Below are 16,883 nucleotides of genomic sequence, written 5' to 3'. Positions count from 1 at the left end.
AGATGGCGGCAGGAGCCCTCCATGAACCACTCGATTTACAGCGCTGATCGCTCGACCCACTTGAAAATCGTGGTCGTAGCCCTCGTCGCCGGCATCGCGGTGGCAGGCTTCGGCATCACGGCGGCGCGCACGGGTTCGGACGAAGGCCTGACCCAGACCGCCCGCGTCATCAAGGCCGGCAAGCCGGTTGTTATCACCAGCTCGAACGCATCCCTCGTTCGATAAGGAGATTTGACGAGTTTTGTGAATTCACGCGGCTCTTTACCAGCCCCCCAAAGTCGCCACGTGGATATGTAGACGACCCCAACCCCAAGTCGACTACGGAAAGCGCCCGCCCCCCACGGGCGCTTTCTCATGTCTGGGGTACCTCGTCATTGCGAGCGTAGCGAAGCAATCCAGACTGTCGCCGCGGAAAGATTCTGGATTGCTTCGCTACGCTCGCAATGACGGAGCAATTGGCACAGCCGCGATCCTCCAACCAGCCCCGATCAAATTCTACCGCGCCCCATAAGTCGGCGGCGGCGCCTGGACCGTCGGTGCTGCCGCAGCGAAGAGCTCGGCCTTGCTACCGGTGAGCGGCGGGTAGATGCGCTTGCAGTTGATGGTCTGCTTGGTCGCCTTTGCGGCCGCGCCAGTGGTGCGAACCTCGCGATCCCACCCCTCCGTATAAAGCGCGCCCCAGCCGCCGAGGTCGAGCACGGTCACGTACCAGTCGATGCGCAGCGGCAGCATCGGCAGGCCGGCGAGATCGGCCACGACGTTGTGACCGGCGAAGCGGCCCATGGGACGGGCGAACTGGCAGGACATCACCGTCGGGTGCAGTCCATCGACCACGCTCGAGGCGACATCGCCGGCGGCGAACACGCCCGGCACATCCGCAACCCGCAAAAAAGGATCGACCAGCAGGCGGCCGAGGCGATCGCGCGCGCCCGCGAAGCTCTCGGCCAGCCGGCTCGCGCGCATCCCGGCGCACCAGATCACGGTCTGCGCCGGGATGAATTCGCCCGAGCTCAGGTGCATGCCGGCGGCCTCGACGGACACGACGCGCACGCCAAGCCGCGTCTCGACGTCGAGCGAGGCCAATGCCGTCTCGATGACAGGACGCGCATGCGCGCCGATGGTGGCGCCGACCACAGGGTTGGGATCGACCAGGACGATGCGGCGGCTGCCGGTGATGCCGGCACGCGCCAGCCTGTCCGGCATCTCGGCCGCGACCTCGATGCCGGTGAATCCGGCGCCGACCACCACGACCGTCGAGCGCCCTGGCGATGGCGCGCTGTGTCCGAGCGAGACGAGATGATTTTCGAGGATGAGCGCGGCGGCATAGGTATCGACATCGAAAGCATGCTCGGCAAGGCCGGGGATGGCGGGACGCATCACTTCGCTGCCGAGCGCCAGCACCAGGCGGTCGTAGCTCAGCGTCTCCTCGCCGCTGCTCGTGACGAGCGAAATCTCGCGCCGTGACGGGTCGATGGCTTCGACCTCGCCAATGCCATGAGTGACGCCGATCGGATCGAGCAGTTGCGGCAACGGCAGTGCGACCTCGCTGAGGTCGGCCTCGTAATTGCGCACCCGGATGTTGTGATAGGGATTGCGATCGACGACACGGATCTCGATGTCACGGCCGGCCGCGCCGATCTCGTCGCGCTTGCGCGCGGCGCCGATGGCCGCCCACAGACCCGCAAACCCCGCGCCGAGCACGACGATACGCGCCATGTCCGTTTACTGCTTTGTCCAAGAATTCCGGCGGCCTGCCCGCGCAGGCAGATATAGCTCATTCGCCCGGATCGACCAACTGCGGCGGCGCCGCTCCGCAGCATAAAATCGCGGCTCAGGCCTCGCGCAGCTCCGATGGCGTCGCGCCAAAACGCTTGCGGAAGGCGCGGTTGAAATAGGACAGGTCGGAGAAGCCCGAGGAATGCGCGATGTCGCTGATCTTGCGCGCCCTCGCGCGGGGATCGCCGAGCAGCTTGCGTGCCAGCAACAGGCGCTGCTCCAGCACGAATTCGGTGAATGTCGTGCCGGCCTGCTCGAACAAGCGTTGCGCCTGGCGCGGGCTGAGCCCTGAGCGCGTCGCGATCTCGGACAGACAGAGATCGTTGCGGCCGAGCGCGGCCATCACGTCGGCACGCATGAGATCGAGACGGGCCGCCGCATGTCCGCGACCGCGCGCAAGGCTTGCATGCTCCGCATCGGTGCCGAGCAACAGGCCGACGAGATCGATCACGTGCTGCGCGGTCAGGCGCTGGCCGACGGCGTCGAGATGCGGCGCGTGATTGGCGGCGAGTGCGTGGTAGCGGAAGATCGTCTCGGCCACCGCGCCATCCGAGAGCACTTGCGACAGCTTGTCCTCGGCACGCGGATTGATGTCGAGCAGCGCGCGGCGCGGCATGCGGATGCTGGTGAAGCGATCTTCCTGGGTGTGGCCGACGGTGCCGGTGACGCCCATGTCGACGAGCACCATCTGCGCGGGCGCAAGCTCGACGGTGTGGCCGTTCTGCCCGACGCGGACAAGACCCGCATGCGCGGCGATCAGGACCAGATCGTCGCTGCCGTCGGCCAGATGGCTCTGCGTGCGCGAATATTGCGCGGAGGCACCTTCGGGAATGGCCAAAGCGATATTGTCGACCACGCTGACCTGGAGCCGGCAATCGATGCTGTCGCCATGGCTCGGCCCGACGTCGAGGCCGCAGGGACCGAAGGCCCGCTCGCGCCAATGTTCGAAGGCCGGACCATGCGGAAGGCCCGCATATTGGTGGACGAAGATGCCCGGCGTCTTAGCTGCATCCATCTGACTTCTAGCCCCTTTTCCGGCGCCATATGTGCGGCGCCGACTGCAAATTCCGGGCATTTGACGCCGTGGATTGCGGGGAGGTTCAACGCGGGCGTGGATTCGGCGGGACTTGTCGGGGTACGACGGCTGGACGGACCTTGGCGACGGTCGAGCGCCGTGTGCGCTCCATACGGGCTACGGCGCCACGACACCTACTTCTTCGCGGGCGCCTGCGGCTGAGACGGCGGCACGGTCTCGATCAGCTTGCCGGAAAACACCGGAGCCGAGGTCGGCTGGCCGTTGGGCGAGCCGCCGGCCTGCTCGACGGTGACGGCGTAGGTCGCACCGTTGACGACCTCGGGATCGAAGGAGCCGAGCACCGGGCGCGCGGTGAAATCGCCCGCGCCAATCACGCCGAGCGAGCGCGGACGCGGCAGCTTGTCGGAGATCAGCCAGAGCTCGAAGCTCTTGCCGGCCTCCGGCGTCGCGCCGACCTTGCGCACAGTGAAATTCCGCGTCGCGCCGTCGACGGTGAGGATGAAGGCGGGCCCGCCGCCCTGGCCCTGCAGCAGCGCGACATATTGCGCAGCAGCCGTGAGCGGCGCCGCCGGCGTCTTCACTTCCACCGTCTGGATGCGCGGCGCCGGGCGCAAGCCGCCCGGCAGCGCATCGGGCTGGAAGATCTGGAGCGACAGCGTCACCAGCAGTGCAGCCGCAAGCGCGCCCACCGCGGAGGCGATCGTGCGCCAGCGTTTCACGCGGCCCTCGAGCCGGATGACATTGCTGTTGTCGGCGACCGGCGCCGGCGGCGCGCGCGCGACGTCAGGATCGGGTGCATGGACCTGCGGCATGAATATCGGCGCGATGTCGGGAAGCGCATCGGGTGCCGGCCGCGCCGTCCCGGGCTGCTCTGTTTCGGAAGGCTGCAGCTCCGATTGCGGCACGGCGTCCGGTGCCAGCTCAGGCGGTGCAGCTTCGATCGAGGAGGACTCGGGCACAGGTGGCGGCGGCGGCGAAGCTTCCGGCGCAGGCGTCTCCTGCGCAAAGTCCGTCCGCGCAAGCTCGGACCGGATGTTCTCCCACACGATCGGACGCGGCTCGACCGAACCGACCATCTGGTTGAGGACGCCAAGCCGGTAAGCCCAGGCCTGCACGACATCGGCGAACGCCTTGTCCACGGCCATCATGGTCTCGACCTGCGCGCGCTCACTAGCGTCGAGCGTACCGAGCGCATATTCCGCGGCGAGCGCGATATGGTCCTCCGTGTAGGCCATCACTTGCAGTCCAGAACCACCCTCACAATGCGAGCCCTCATAGTCCGAGGCACTCGCGGATATCCAGCATGCTGCGCCGGAGCCACGTCTTCACCGTGTTGACGGGCGCGGCGAATTTTTCCGCCAATTGCTCGCGGCTCCAGCCGTTGTAATAGGCGAGAAGCACGAGCCTCTGACGATCCGGCTCGAGCCGGCCGATGCATTCCAGGAGCCGCTTCAACTCCTCGGTCATCTCCCTCCGCGCCAGCGGATCGGGGCTGTCGGCAGCGACTTCCATCGCCTGCGGCTCTTCCTCGATGGAGACTTCCGTCTTCTTGCGCACGATGTCGATGGCGCGGTTGCGCGCGATCGATGCCATCCATGTGATCGGCGACGACAAGGCCGGATTGAACTGGCCGGCGCCGTTCCATATCTTGACGTAGGTCTCCTGAATGACCTCCTCTGCGAGATCCTGTCGGCGCAAGATACGGAGCACGACGCCATAGAGTTTCGCGCGCGTGGCGACGTAGAGGCGCTCGAACGCGGCCTGATCGCCCCTGGCGACCTCCCCAATCAGCCCGACCAGCTCTGCTGGCGTCAGCATTCAGCCCCCCACGCACGGCCTGTCGCGTTCGACGCAGGCCCTGGCACTCCGCTACCATAGCGCGCGGCAAAGCCCATCACCAAGGGGCGGCGCGCCACACTGTGGATAGCAAACGCGAAACCCGGACCTTGCGGGTCCGGGTTCGACGAATTCTCGGCTGTTGGACCGCTGGCTGCGCCGTCAGGCGACGGCGCCGATGCGGGCGCGCATCAGGCCGATGCTGTCGAGGTCGGCCTGCTCGCGGGCGTTTTCTTCGGCGCGCTCGCGGGCCTGGTCACGCTCGTCGAGGAGCTCGACCTTCTTCAGTTCCTCGAAGGCTTCGGCCAGCGCGGCCTTGGCTTCGTCGAGCTGGCCCTTCAGTTCGTCGGCCGAGCGGGTCAGGTTCTCACGGCGCTGAATCGCGGCCTTGGCATAGGTCGGATAAGCGAAGTGCGAGGGATCGTTGATCCCGGCACGCTCCTGCTCGGTCGTGATCTCGCGTTCAAGATCGGTCGACATCCGCTGGAAGTCGGCGATCATGGTCTCGATCTGGGTGACCCGGCGGCGCTTCTCGTCGACCTGAAATTTCTTCAGGCGGATGAGGGTATCACGTGACTTCATCGACTCATACTCCCCAGAAGTCCCCTGGCTGCACGTGGGACGTCACCGGTCTCCCCACAGGCCCGATTGGGGCCAAGACCGGCTCTGCTACTCTGTGAGAGCGGATGATGACCTGACAAAGTTAGCGTTCCGTTTCCAAATCACCGAGGATTTGCGCCAACTGGCGGTAGCCGTCCGCCAGTGATGCATTTTCGTCCTTGCGCTGCCGCAGGAACGCCTCCAGCGGCTCGTGCAGCCGGATCGCCTCGTCCACCTCGGGGCTGGAGCCGGCCCGGTAGGCCCCGAGCCGGATCAATTCCTCCATGTCGGCATAGGTCGCCATCACCTGGCGGGCCCGCTGGATGGTCGGCCAGAACTGCGGATCGGCCGATTTCGGCATGGTGCGGGAGACGGATTTGAGGATGTTGATGGCGGGGTAGCGGCCGCGCTCTGCGATCGAGCGCTGCATCACGATATGGCCGTCGAGGATGCCGCGGACGGCATCCGCAATCGGCTCGTTATGGTCGTCACCGTCGACCAGCACCGTGAAGATCGCGGTGATCGCGCCCTCACCCAGGCCCGGCCCTGCGCGCTCCAGAAGCTTCGGCAACTCGGTGAACACGGTCGGCGTATAGCCCTTGGCGGTCGGCGGTTCGCCGGCGGACAGGCCGATCTCGCGCTGGGCCATGGCAAAGCGCGTCACCGAGTCCATCAGGCACAGCACGTCCTTGTCCTCGTCGCGGAAATATTCGGCCACCGCGAGCGTCAGATAGGCGGCCTGGCGCCGCATCAGCGCCGGCTCGTCCGAGGTTGCGACCACCACGACCGAGCGCGCCAGGCCCTCCTCGCCGAGGTCGTCCTGCAGGAATTCCTGGACCTCGCGGCCGCGTTCGCCGATCAGCCCGATGACGCTGACCGCGGCATCGACGTTGCGCGCGAGCATCGACAGCAGCACCGATTTGCCGACGCCGGACCCTGCGAAAATGCCCATGCGCTGGCCGCGGCAGCAGGTGAGGAACGTGTTCATCGCGCGCACGCCGAGATCGAGCGGGGCGCCGACGCGCTTGCGCGAATGCGCCGGCGGCGGCGAATTGCGGTATGGCATCGGCGCCGGGCCCTGCGGCAATGGCCCCTTGCCGTCGATCGGCTCGCCCAGCGCGTTGACGACGCGGCCGAGCCAGGCCGATGACGGACGCACTTGATTGGCGGCATTGGCGATGACGGCCTTGCAGCCGCGGCGCACCCCGTCCAGGCCGGCGAACGGCATCACGACAGCGTTGTTGCCGGAGAAGCCGATCACCTCGCAGGGAATGGAACGGTTCGCGCCGGTCTCGATCACGAGCCGCGCACCGACCGACATCGCGTGAATGGGTCCGGCCACTTCGACCATCAGGCCGCGAACGCCGACCACGCGGCCATAGATGTTGACGCCGTCGATGTCGCCGATCTGTTCGGCAAGAGCCTTCATCAGGGGCGCGCCTTTAATAAGAGGACCTTCATAAGGTGATCGCCTCCGATCCCGGGCTTCATGGCGAAAGACTTAAGTTTCGCCATATTTCTGAACGGCGCTTAACTTCGTGTTTACCCGCATCGTTAATCATTGCGTCACTGTCTTTGTGACTGAGCGTGACTCCCCTTCAGAAGAAGGCTGAGTCGCGGGAGTCGGTTAGGCCCGTCTCTTAAAGTGGAACTTGAACGGTACGGGGTGACAAAAGCTGCTTCGCGCGCAAGACCTTAGGGCGATTCGACAAAAATTGCACCGGGGGGACTTGCGTTCCAGAATCAGAGTTTGTTAACCATCTGTTGTCAGGATCCGAATCAGTTGTTCAAAGGCGTTTTGTTGAGTGCCGCGAATGCGGCCGACCTGACGCCCAGGAGCGGCGACTATGGGGAACTGGCATGCGCGTTTTGCTGATTGAAGATGACAGCGCCGTCGCGCAGTCGATCGAGCTGATGCTGAAGTCTGAGAGCTTCAACGTCTACACGACCGATTTGGGGGAAGAAGGCGTCGATCTCGGTAAGTTATACGATTACGACATTATTCTTCTCGACCTCAACCTGCCCGACATGTCCGGCTACGACGTGCTCAAGCAGCTTCGGGTCTCCAAGATCAAGACACCGATTCTGATCCTCTCCGGCCTCGCCGGCATCGAGGACAAGGTCAAGGGTCTCGGCGTCGGCGCCGACGACTACATGACCAAGCCCTTCCACAAGGACGAGCTGGTGGCCCGCATCCACGCGATCGTGCGCCGCTCCAAGGGTCACGCCCAGTCGGTCATCCAGACCGGCGACCTCGTCGTCAACCTCGACACCAAGACGGTGGAAGTCGGCGGCCAGCGCGTGCATCTGACCGGCAAGGAATACCAGATGCTGGAGCTCCTCTCGCTCCGCAAGGGTACGACCCTCACCAAGGAAATGTTCCTCAACCATCTCTATGGCGGCATGGACGAGCCCGAGCTGAAGATCATCGACGTCTTCATCTGCAAGCTCCGCAAGAAGCTCGCCAACGCTTCCGAGGGCCGCAACTTCATCGAGACCGTGTGGGGCCGCGGCTATGTGCTGCGCGAGCCGCACGAGCACGAAGAGCGCATTCCCGCCTGATCCCTAAGTTTACGTCGCGAGCCCCCGGGGCTCGCTCCTCCCAGCCTGGACCCCGCCGCAAATGGCGGGGTTTTGTTTTTTGGGGACGCCAACGCGGCCTCATCGTCCTTGCGCCGTTGAACCGCTATCCTCCCCCCGCCGACGAATGGTCGCTGCACGATGGGGGAACGATGATCCTGCAATCACTGGCCGGCCTGCCCGCCTTCCTGGTCTATTTCTGCACCGGCCTGATCGCGATCGTGGCGTATCTGTTCGTCTACACCCGCATCACTCCGCACAATGAGTTCCAGCTCATCCGCGACAACGAGCCGGCCGCCGCGATCGCGCTCGGCCTCAGCCTGCTCGGCTTCGTGGCGCCATTGGTCAGCGCGATCGCGCATTCGGCCAATGTGCTGGACTGCCTGATCTGGGCGGTCATCGCGCTGATCGTGCAGATCATCGTGCTCTTTCTGGTGAAGGTCCCGGTGCCGAACCTGTCGGCGCGGATTGCCGCAGGCGAGCTTGCGCCGGCGATCTGGCTCGGGCTGTCCTCGCTCGCGGCGGGCCTGTTGAACGCCGCCTGCATGATCTACTGACATGGCCAAACCCTCCAAAAAGGAGTTCGGCAAGCGCCGGCCAGCGCCCGTGGCGCCGCCATCGGGGCCGCCGGTGAAGCGCTCCGGCCATGTCGCGCTGCTGGTGATGGGCACGATCGCGGTCGGCACCACCGCCTACACGCTGATGCCGCGGCAGCACTGCGAGCCCTCGCCCGGAGCCGTGCCGGGCCAGACGACCACGACGTGCAGCAGTAGCAGCAGTTCATCGGGCGGCAGCAGCTCGCGCTGGTCGTCGCGATCGAGCTTCTTCAGCAGCGATTCCTCGAGCCATTCCTCATCGGGAACCTCTTCGGACTCAGGCTCCAGCAGCGTGAGCCGTGGCGGCTTCGGCTCGTTCGGCCATGGCTTCTCGGGCGGCGGCTGATCCATGCGACGCATCGTCTGCCCCGAGCGCGACGACTGGCGGCAGACCGCCGAACAATGCGGCTTCGCCTTCCACACGATCGACGGCGAACGCTATTGGGACGAGAGTGCCTATTACGCCTTCACGCTCGACGAGATCGAGCGCGGCATCGAGGCGCCGACAGCCGAGATCGACGCGATGTGCCTCGAGCTTGCCGGCCGCGTGATCGGTGACGAGCGCTATCTGCGACGCTTGAAGATTCCGGAGGCGTTCTGGAGCTTGATCGCCGAGAGCTGGGAGCGCGACGATCGCAGCCTCTATGGCCGGCTCGATCTGAAGTTCGACGGACAGTCGCCTGCAAAGCTGCTCGAATACAACGCGGATACGCCGACCTCGATTTTCGAGGCCGCGGTGTTTCAATGGACCTGGCTCGAACAGGCGATCGAACGCCGCATCATTCCGGCGCGCGCCGACCAGTTCAACTCCATCCACGAGCGGCTGATCGCGGCGTGGAAGGAGATTGCCGCAGGCCGCCACGTCCATCTCACCGGCACCACCGGCAACGAGGAAGACGCCGGCACACTCGCTTATCTCGAGGACACCGCGCGCCAGGCGGGGCTCTCGACCAGGATGCTCGACATCGAGGAGATCGGCTGGCGCGACGAGCCTGGCGGCTTCGTCGATCTCGACGACGGCGACATCGCGTTCGCCTTCAAGCTCTATCCCTGGGAATGGATGTTCCACGACGCCTTCGGCGCCAAGCTGATGAGCGCGCCCACGCGCTGGATCGAGCCGCCGTGGAAGGCGGTGCTCTCCAACAAGGGCATTTTGCCGCTGCTCTGGGAGATGTTTCCGAACCATCCCAATCTGCTGCCGGCCTTCTTCGAGGACGACGCGCGGGCAGCCGAGCTCGGCAGTTCCTACGTCCGCAAGCCGCTGCTGTCGCGCGAAGGTGCCAATGTCACGCTGGTGTCCGGAGGCATGCCGCTCGACGAGCAGGCAGGACCTTACGGCGCTGAAGGCTTCGTGCGGCAGGCACTGTCGCCGCTGCCGAATTTCTCGGGCTTCTATGTGGTGGTGGGAAGCTGGCTGGTGAACCACGAGCCATGCGGCCTGTCGATCCGCGAGGACGAGAGCCCGATCACCGGCAACCGCTCGCGGTTTCTGCCGCATGCGATTTTGTAGAGTCTCGTCATTCCGGGGCGCGACGTAGTCGCGAGCCCGGAATCCATAACCACAGGCAGATGAAAGAGGCCGGCTCTGTCAGCCTGCCTGTTACGATTGCCTGTGGTTATGGATTCCGGGCTCGGCGCTGACGCGCCGCCCCGGAATGACAGAAACGGAGATCACCTCGCCGCGGCGACCTTCAGCGGCTGCGGCATCAATCCGCCCATCGGACGGCCGGAGCGCGCGGGATTGAGCTGATAGAGACCGCGGCGCTCGGTGATCGGGCGGAACGCGTCGGTGATGCCGACGACGGATTCGGCCGCGCCAAGCAGCAGCGTGCCGTCGGCTTCCAGTCCCTTCGCCATGCGCTCGAAGATCACGGCCTTGGTGTCCTGGTCGAAATAGATCAGGACGTTGCGGCAGAAGATCACGTCGAACGTGCCGAGATGGGAGAAGTCCTGCAACAGATTGAGCTGACGGAACTGCACCATCGCGCGAATGTCGGCATTGAGCTGCCAGAGCTCGCCGACTTGCGTGAAGTATTTCATCAGGTGCTGGATCGGCAGGCCGCGCTGCACCTCGAACTGGCTGTAGATGCCAGCCCTGGATTTCTCCAGCACCTCCTGCGACAGATCGGTGGCGACGATCTCGATGCGCCAGCCGGCGAAGGCCGCGCCCATCTCCTTCACGCACATCGCGATCGAATAGGGCTCCTGCCCGGTCGACGAGGCCGCCGACCAGATGCGGAGCGACCTGCGCGCCGCGCGCGCCTGGAGCAGGCCCGGCAGGATGGTTTCGCGCAGATGATCGAACGGGATCTTGTCGCGGTAGAAGAAGGTCTCGTTGGTGGTCATCGCTTCGACCACGTCGGTCGCAAGCCGGCCGTCGCCGTTCCTGATCTTCAGCACGAGATCGGGAATGCCGGGCAAGCTCGCCTTACGGGCAAGCGGCAGCAGCCGGCTCTCGACGAGATATTGCTTGTCGGCGGAGAGATCGAGGCCGGAGCGCTCTTTCAGGAACTTGCGCAGATATTCGTAGTCGACCGGCGTCACGAGCGGTCTCCCGCGAACAGGCGGTTGACCTTGGCGCCGATCTGGTTGAGCGGCAGGATCGCCGCGCAGATGCCGGCATTTGCCGCCGCGCCCGGCATGCCCCAGACCACGCTGGAGGCTTCGTCCTGCGCGATCACGTTGCCGCCGGCGGCGACGATGTCCTTGCCGCCGCGCATGCCGTCCGAGCCCATGCCCGTCAGGATCACCGAGAGGATGTTGCCGTGCCAGATGTCGATGGCAGAGGTGAACAGCGGATCGACCGCGGGCTTGCAGAAATTGACGGCCGGACCGTCGTCGAGCGCGATCGCCGCGTCCGCGCCGCTGCGCACGACACGCATGTGCTTGCCGCCGGGCGCGAGGTAGATCCGTCCCGGCTTCACCGGCTCGCCGTCGACCGCCTCGGCCGCCGGCTTGCGGCTCGCGCGCGCCAGGTGCTCGGCGAGAATGGTGGTGAAGGTCGGCGGCATGTGCTGGGTGATCAGCACCGGGAAGCGGTCGATCACCGGGCCGAGCTCGGTGACGAGCGCCATCAGCGCCTGCGGACCGCCGGTCGAGGAGCCGATCAGCAGCACCTTCGGTGCGTGGGCCGAGAACGGGCGCGTGGACAGCGCCCCAGACGACGGCGCATGCAGGGCCGGTGCGGGCGCGGCGGGCCGCACGACAGCCGGTGCACGTGCAGCCGGTGCCGGGGTCGCTGGCGCCAGCGGCGGGCTCGCGACTGCGGGCCTGCGGCGCAGCCGCGCGCCGAGGTGACGGATCTTCTGGATCAGATCGTGATGAAAGATGTCCGCGGCTGACGCTTCGCGCGTCGACTCCGGCTTCGGAATGTAGTCCGCCGCACCGAGCGACAGCGCCTTGAAGCTGATCTCCGCGTTACGGCGGGTCAGCGTCGAGGCCATGATGATGACGAGATCGCGCTTCTTCGCCAGCAGTTGCGGCAGCGCCGAGATGCCATCGAGCTCGGGCATTTCGATGTCGAGCACGGCAACGTCGGGATTGATGCGTTCGAGCTGGTTGACCGCCTCGAGCCCGGTGCGCAGCGAGGCCGCGACCTCCATGTCATGCTCGGCACCGATCCAGCGCGAGATCAGACCGCGTATGACGACCGAGTCGTCGACGACCATCACCCGCAGCGGCCCGGCGTCGCGCGACGGACCCGTGGTCGAATTACCTGCGAACGCAACACTCATTACTCACCAACTCAGACTGAAACGGTTCAGTTGAAACAATCGCCGAAGGATCCGTTCAGCCTCCGGATGTTCGCTCAGATAAGCCCGACTTCCTGGAATTTCGCCGTCACGATGTCCTTGTCGAAGGGCTTCATGATGTATTCATTGGCGCCGGCGTGCAGCGCACGGGCGATGTGCGCGACGTCGTTCTCGGTGGTGCAGAACACCACCTTGGGCTGGTCACCGCCGGGCATCCGCCGGAGATGGCCAAGGAATTCGTAGCCGTCCATGACCGGCATGTTCCAGTCGAGCAGCACGGCATCGGGCAAGCCGCGCTTGCAGGCCTCCAGTGCCTTCTCACCGTCCTCGGCTTCGAGAATCTGGAAGTCGAGGCCCTCCAGGATCCGGCGCGCAACCTTGCGGATGACGCTGGAATCATCAACGACGAGACAAGTGCGCATGTGAACCTCTGCTTCCTACCCCCTTGTGGGGATACTTCCAATTGCGAGTCCGTCGGCGGCGATGCCGCCGTATCAGGCCGCCATCATCTCGGGCGCGAGCTCGAGGACGCGATCGACGTCGAGGACGACCATGAGCTGGCCGTCGAGGCGGTGGACGCCGCCGGCGAGCTTGGCCATGCGGGGATCGAGGTTGACGGGGTTCTCTTCCATGCCGGCCTCGGCAAGGCGCAGCACTTCGCCGATCTGGTCGATCAGGAGGCCGTAGGATTCACCGCGCAGGTCGACGCCGACCGCCATCGGGGCCTTGCCGTCCTCGGGCTTGGGCAGGCCGAGCCGGGCGCGCATGTCGACCACGGTGACAATGCGGCCGCGCAGGTTAAGCACCCCCGCGATCTCGCGCGAGGACAAGGGAACGCGGGTGACGCGCTCGGGCATGAACACGTCCTGGACCCGGGAGATCGGCAGGCCGAACAGCTGGCCGCCGATCATCGCGGTGACGTATTCGACCATGGCGCCTTCGCCGATCTGCGTCTTCTTGTTGCTCATAGCGGTATCTCCTGATCCCCAGTGCCGTTACGCCGCTGCCCGGCTCAGCTCGGAGGCGCCGGCGGCACCCGCGGTCTGTTCCTTCAGCGCCGCGATCAGACCGGGACGGTCGAACTTGGCGACATAGTCGTGGAAGCCGGCCTGACGGCCGCGCTCGATCGCCGCCGGCGACACCAGCGCGGACAGGCCGATGATCGGCATCGCGCCCAGATTGGTGTCGGAGCGGATCACTTCGGCGAACTCGAACCCGTTCATGTCGGGCATCTCGATGTCGGTGAGGACCACGTCGAAGCTCTGCGCACGCAGTGCAGCCAGGCCCTCCTGCGCGGTCGGCGCGGTGCGGACGCGGTAGCCGGCCGCCTTCAGCACGGGTGCCAGCATGTTGCGGAAGAAGGCCGAGTCGTCGACCAGCAGCACCGACTGCGAGTGCTGCGACGGCTTCATCTCCTTGCGGGTGAACCAGTCGGCGAACGCCATCGGCAGGAAGTGGCCGACGTCGATCACTTCGGTGGCCTGGCCCTTGATCACGGCCGAGCCGAGAATGCCGGAGGCGGAGCCGCCGACCTCGATGTTGAGCCGTTCCTCGACGATGTCGATGATCTCGTCGACGACGAGGCCCATGGAACGGCCGTCATCGGCGAACACCAGGATCGGCTGGGCGCCCTGGCTCGCAATGGTGACGCTCTCCATGGCGACGAGCGGCATCAGCTGCTCGCGGTACTGCACCATGTAGCGGCCGTTGCTGAACTCGATCTTGTCGGCCGGCAGCTCTTCCAGGCGGGTGACGAGCCCGAGCGGGACCGCCTTGGGCTGGCTGGAGCCGGCGCGGAAGACCAGCAGCGAGGTGGTCTGCTCGCCACTTCCGATGTGATGCGCCCCGTTCTCGTCGCCCATGTCATGGGCCGAGGAGCCGGCGGCGCCGAGCGCTTTCGCAATGCCGTTGGGATCGATGATCATGATGACAGCGCCATCGCCCAGAATGGTGTTGCCGGAGAACATGTCGATGTGACGCAGCTTCGTCGACATCGGCTTCACCACGATCTCTTCGGTGTGGAAGACGCCGTCGACGACGATGCCAAAGGTCTGGCTGCCGACCTGGGTCACCACGATAAAACCGTTCTCGGGATCGCTGGCCGCGCCGTCGTCGATCTTCAAGAGCTTCTTGAGGTGGATCAGCGGCAGCAGCTTGTTGCGCAACCTGAGCACCGCGGTGTCCTTGATGCGCTCGATGCGGTGCTCGGAGTTGGCCCGGGCACGGACGAGCTCGACCACCGAGAGCTGCGGGATCGCAAAGCGGTCGCCGGCGGCCTCGACGATCAGCGCCGAGACGATGGCCAGCGTCAGCGGGATCTTGATGGTGACGGAGGAACCCTCGCCGGCGACCGACTTGATGTCGATGGTGCCGCCGATCTGGTCGATATTGGTGCGCACCACGTCCATGCCGACGCCGCGGCCCGAGACCGAGGTGATCGCAGCTGCCGTGGAGAAGCCGGGCGCGAAGATGAACTTGTGGATCTGGGCTTCGCTCATCTTCTCGAGCTCGGCCTCGGTGACGAGACCGGAGGAGATCGCCTTGGCCTTGATCCTCTCGGTGTTGAGGCCGCGGCCGTTGTCGGCGATGCAGATGATGATGTGGCCGCCCTCGTGATAGGCGGACAGGCGAATGGTGCCCTGCTCGCCCTTGCCGGACGCGAGCCGCTCGGCGGGGGTCTCCAGGCCGTGGTCGGCGGAGTTGCGCACCATGTGGGTGAGCGGGTCCTTGATCAAATCGAGCACCTGGCGGTCGAGCTCGGTGTCGGCGCCGTGCATCTCCAGCTCGATCTGCTTGCCGAGTTCGCTCGACAGATCGCGGACGATGCGGGGCAGCTTCTGCCAGGCATTGCCGATCGGCTGCATGCGCGTCTTCATGACGCCTTCCTGCAGCTCGGCGGTGACGTTGGACAGGCGCTGCAACGGCACCTTGAACTCGGTGTCCTCGTTGCGGCGGGAGATCTCCAGCAGCTGGTTGCGGGTCAGGACCAGCTCGGAGACCATGGTCATCAGATGCTCCAGCGTATCCACGTTGACGCGGATCGACTGGTTGGCGATGCGGTCGCCCTCGGCGGCGCCCTCGTCGGCCATCGACTTCTTCGGCGCGGCCTTCTCCTTGGCCGGCTTCGCAGCTTCCTTGGCGGCGGGCGCAGGAGCTTCAGCAGCCGGCGCGGGCTCGGCCTTGACGGCGGGGGCCGGCGCTTCGATCGCGGTCTCGCGGAAGGCGCGCTCGAGCTCGTCGAGCGAGACTTCGCCCGGACGCAGCGGGCGCTCCAGGGTCTGGTCGATCAGCGAGCCCTGCGTCATCTCCTTTGCGGGCGCAGGCGCAGCAGCAACAGGGGCTTCAGGCGCCAGTGGCGGAGATTCGGCGACAGGAGCAGCGGCCCCAGCGGCCATTGCCGCCATGCCCTGCTCGACCATCGCTTCCAGCTTGTCGATGAGATCGCGGTCGGTGCCCTCGGGCTCGGCTTCGGTCGCCTCCAGCCCGGCGAGGATCTCCTTGATGCGGTCGATCGAGGACAGGATCACCGTCACGGCCTGCCCCGTCACCGGCATGCCGTCACGGAATTTGCCCATCAGCGTCTCGCCAGCATGCGCCAGCGCTTCAAGTCGCGGCAGTCCGAGGAAGCCGCACGTGCCCTTGATGGTGTGGACCAGGCGGAAGATGTTATCCAGGATCTTGGCGTTGTTCGGCTCCTGCTCGAACTTCACCAGCTGATTGTCGACGGTGTCCAGGCTCTCGCTGGTCTCCGTCAAAAACTCCCGCAACAGATCATCCATGAAAACAGGCCTTCATACAGGGAGGGCGCGCACGACTTGTGATGCGCCATTTCGGAATGGGGCCAGCTTCACCGCAAAGCGTTTAATAATGGTTGAGTATGTGCAAAAGAACGGAACCAACAAAGAGATAAGGCGCTCCGGACAAGCCGAAGCGCCTTGTAAAGATTCGATTAACGTTTGAGGGCGGCGGCGCGCTTACGACGCGGTAATGGTGATGGCTTCGCCTTCGTGCGCGAGCCTCACGGTGAGCCCGCAAGCCTCTGCCAACAGCCGCGTATAATAAGGCTGGATCGCGTGCGCATCCGCGGCCGGGCCACGCTCCCCGCTCAGGAGCTCGGAGATGTTCTGCGGCAGGCGCGCATTATGACCGGTCGCGGTGATGCGAAAGCTCATGCTCTCGCCCTCGCCGATCGGATCGATCGTCAGCATGCCGCCGCGCGGGATCGTGTGCTGGGAAACAACCAGCATATTGAGCAGCAGCTTGACGCGATTCTTCGGCAGCAGGAGCCGCGGCAGATTCCACGTGATCGAGCACTTGCCGTCCTCGATGTGGCCGCGCGCCATGGTCTGGGCGTCGCCAAGATCGATCTGCGCGCCGGAGGAGCCGGCCGCGCCGAAGGCCAGGCGACAGAACTGGAGGCGGGCGGAGGCGGTTTTCGCGCTCTTGCGGATCAAATCGAGCGCGAACTCGCGATCCTCGGGCTTGGGATCGTCGTCGAGCACTTCGAGCCCATTGACGATGGCGCCGACAGGGCTGATGAGATCGTGGCAGACCCGCGAGCACAGGAGCGCGGCGAGTTCGAGCGCATCTGGAGCGGTAGCGGTACCGGGTGACGAAGCGTCAGACATAAAGGGTTCCTGGAATTGCACGGCGCGGACGCGGCGAATCACGCATGCTTGACGAATGCCGCAGGTTCTAACATTCGCA

The 16,883-nt window shown here is 65.4% G+C and carries 17 protein-coding genes; 5 read left to right on the top strand and 12 right to left on the bottom strand.

The features are described from left to right. Positions 1-21 precede the first annotated feature (21 nt). The gene (locus tag ABIA90_RS40725) at positions 22-225 is read left to right on the top strand and encodes a hypothetical protein (RefSeq protein ID WP_014497685.1); all 204 of its coding nucleotides are present in this window, start codon (positions 22-24) and stop codon (positions 223-225) included. Positions 226-495: 270 nt separating this feature from the next. Here the strand turns inward: ABIA90_RS40725 and ABIA90_RS40720 are convergent, their stop codons facing one another. From ABIA90_RS40720 to fliI, 6 genes are all read right to left on the bottom strand, one after another. Continuing rightward, positions 496-1,716, bottom strand: a complete 1,221-nt coding sequence (locus tag ABIA90_RS40720) for an NAD(P)/FAD-dependent oxidoreductase (protein ID WP_354121252.1) — start codon at positions 1,714-1,716, stop codon at positions 496-498. 115 nt (positions 1,717-1,831) lie between these two features. Continuing rightward, positions 1,832-2,791 (bottom strand): helix-turn-helix transcriptional regulator, encoded by a 960-nt coding sequence (locus ABIA90_RS40715; RefSeq protein WP_028149526.1) that lies wholly within the window; start codon positions 2,789-2,791, stop codon positions 1,832-1,834. Between the two features lie 194 nt (positions 2,792-2,985). Continuing rightward, positions 2,986-4,047: an anti-sigma factor gene (locus ABIA90_RS40710; protein WP_354121251.1), complete on the bottom strand. Its 1,062-nt coding sequence runs from the start codon at positions 4,045-4,047 to the stop codon at positions 2,986-2,988. A 37-nt stretch (positions 4,048-4,084) separates the two neighbouring features. Further along, on the bottom strand, positions 4,085-4,630 hold the full coding sequence (locus ABIA90_RS40705; protein WP_041955015.1) for a sigma-70 family RNA polymerase sigma factor: 546 nt from the start codon (positions 4,628-4,630) through the stop codon (positions 4,085-4,087). A gap of 180 nt (positions 4,631-4,810) precedes the next feature. Further along, entirely contained in the window at positions 4,811-5,230 is a 420-nt protein-coding gene (gene fliJ, locus ABIA90_RS40700) for a flagellar export protein FliJ (RefSeq protein ID WP_008138882.1), read from the bottom strand. Between the two features lie 121 nt (positions 5,231-5,351). After that, entirely contained in the window at positions 5,352-6,677 is a 1,326-nt protein-coding gene (gene fliI / locus ABIA90_RS40695) for a flagellar protein export ATPase FliI (protein ID WP_038936482.1), read from the bottom strand. A gap of 431 nt (positions 6,678-7,108) precedes the next feature. Here fliI and ctrA point away from each other — a divergent pair, with 431 nt between their 5' ends. The 4 genes from ctrA to ABIA90_RS40675 all read left to right on the top strand — a co-directional run bounded on the left by ctrA (position 7,109) and on the right by ABIA90_RS40675 (position 9,934). Continuing rightward, positions 7,109-7,810, top strand: coding sequence for a response regulator transcription factor CtrA (gene ctrA / locus ABIA90_RS40690; protein ID WP_008138878.1), 702 nt, complete (start codon positions 7,109-7,111; stop codon positions 7,808-7,810). Between the two features lie 170 nt (positions 7,811-7,980). Continuing rightward, on the top strand, positions 7,981-8,385 hold the full coding sequence (locus tag ABIA90_RS40685) for a DUF350 domain-containing protein (RefSeq protein WP_014497691.1): 405 nt from the start codon (positions 7,981-7,983) through the stop codon (positions 8,383-8,385). 1 nt (position 8,386) lies between these two features. Beyond that, positions 8,387-8,770 carry a hypothetical protein gene (locus tag ABIA90_RS40680; RefSeq protein WP_063985398.1) on the top strand — a complete coding sequence of 128 codons (384 nt, stop codon included), beginning with the start codon at positions 8,387-8,389 and terminating at the stop codon, positions 8,768-8,770. A 3-nt stretch (positions 8,771-8,773) separates the two neighbouring features. After that, positions 8,774-9,934: a glutathionylspermidine synthase family protein gene (locus ABIA90_RS40675; protein WP_354121250.1), complete on the top strand. Its 1,161-nt coding sequence runs from the start codon at positions 8,774-8,776 to the stop codon at positions 9,932-9,934. Positions 9,935-10,095: 161 nt separating this feature from the next. Here ABIA90_RS40675 and ABIA90_RS40670 read toward each other — a convergent pair whose 3' ends face one another. The 6 genes from ABIA90_RS40670 to chpT all read right to left on the bottom strand — a co-directional run bounded on the left by ABIA90_RS40670 (position 10,096) and on the right by chpT (position 16,804). Continuing rightward, complete coding sequence (locus ABIA90_RS40670; RefSeq protein ID WP_085403220.1) at positions 10,096-10,968, bottom strand: CheR family methyltransferase; 873 nt, start codon at positions 10,966-10,968, stop codon at positions 10,096-10,098. Then, on the bottom strand, positions 10,965-12,158 hold the full coding sequence (locus ABIA90_RS40665; protein WP_041955012.1) for a protein-glutamate methylesterase/protein-glutamine glutaminase: 1,194 nt from the start codon (positions 12,156-12,158) through the stop codon (positions 10,965-10,967). The genes ABIA90_RS40670 and ABIA90_RS40665 overlap by 4 nt, the downstream gene beginning before the upstream one ends. A gap of 74 nt (positions 12,159-12,232) precedes the next feature. Then, positions 12,233-12,598 carry a response regulator gene (locus ABIA90_RS40660; protein ID WP_007600538.1) on the bottom strand — a complete coding sequence of 122 codons (366 nt, stop codon included), beginning with the start codon at positions 12,596-12,598 and terminating at the stop codon, positions 12,233-12,235. Positions 12,599-12,670: 72 nt separating this feature from the next. After that, complete coding sequence (locus tag ABIA90_RS40655) at positions 12,671-13,144, bottom strand: chemotaxis protein CheW (RefSeq protein WP_166082010.1); 474 nt, start codon at positions 13,142-13,144, stop codon at positions 12,671-12,673. A 27-nt stretch (positions 13,145-13,171) separates the two neighbouring features. Continuing rightward, positions 13,172-15,955 (bottom strand): hybrid sensor histidine kinase/response regulator, encoded by a 2,784-nt coding sequence (locus ABIA90_RS40650; protein WP_354121249.1) that lies wholly within the window; start codon positions 15,953-15,955, stop codon positions 13,172-13,174. Positions 15,956-16,150: 195 nt separating this feature from the next. Then, on the bottom strand, positions 16,151-16,804 hold the full coding sequence (gene chpT / locus ABIA90_RS40645; RefSeq protein WP_354121248.1) for a histidine phosphotransferase ChpT: 654 nt from the start codon (positions 16,802-16,804) through the stop codon (positions 16,151-16,153). Positions 16,805-16,883 lie beyond the last annotated feature (79 nt).

This window comes from Bradyrhizobium sp. LA6.8 (genome assembly GCF_040547935.1).
GTDB classification, from domain to species: domain Bacteria; phylum Pseudomonadota; class Alphaproteobacteria; order Rhizobiales; family Xanthobacteraceae; genus Bradyrhizobium; species Bradyrhizobium barranii.
This window is presented reverse-complemented; position numbering and strand designations above follow the sequence as displayed.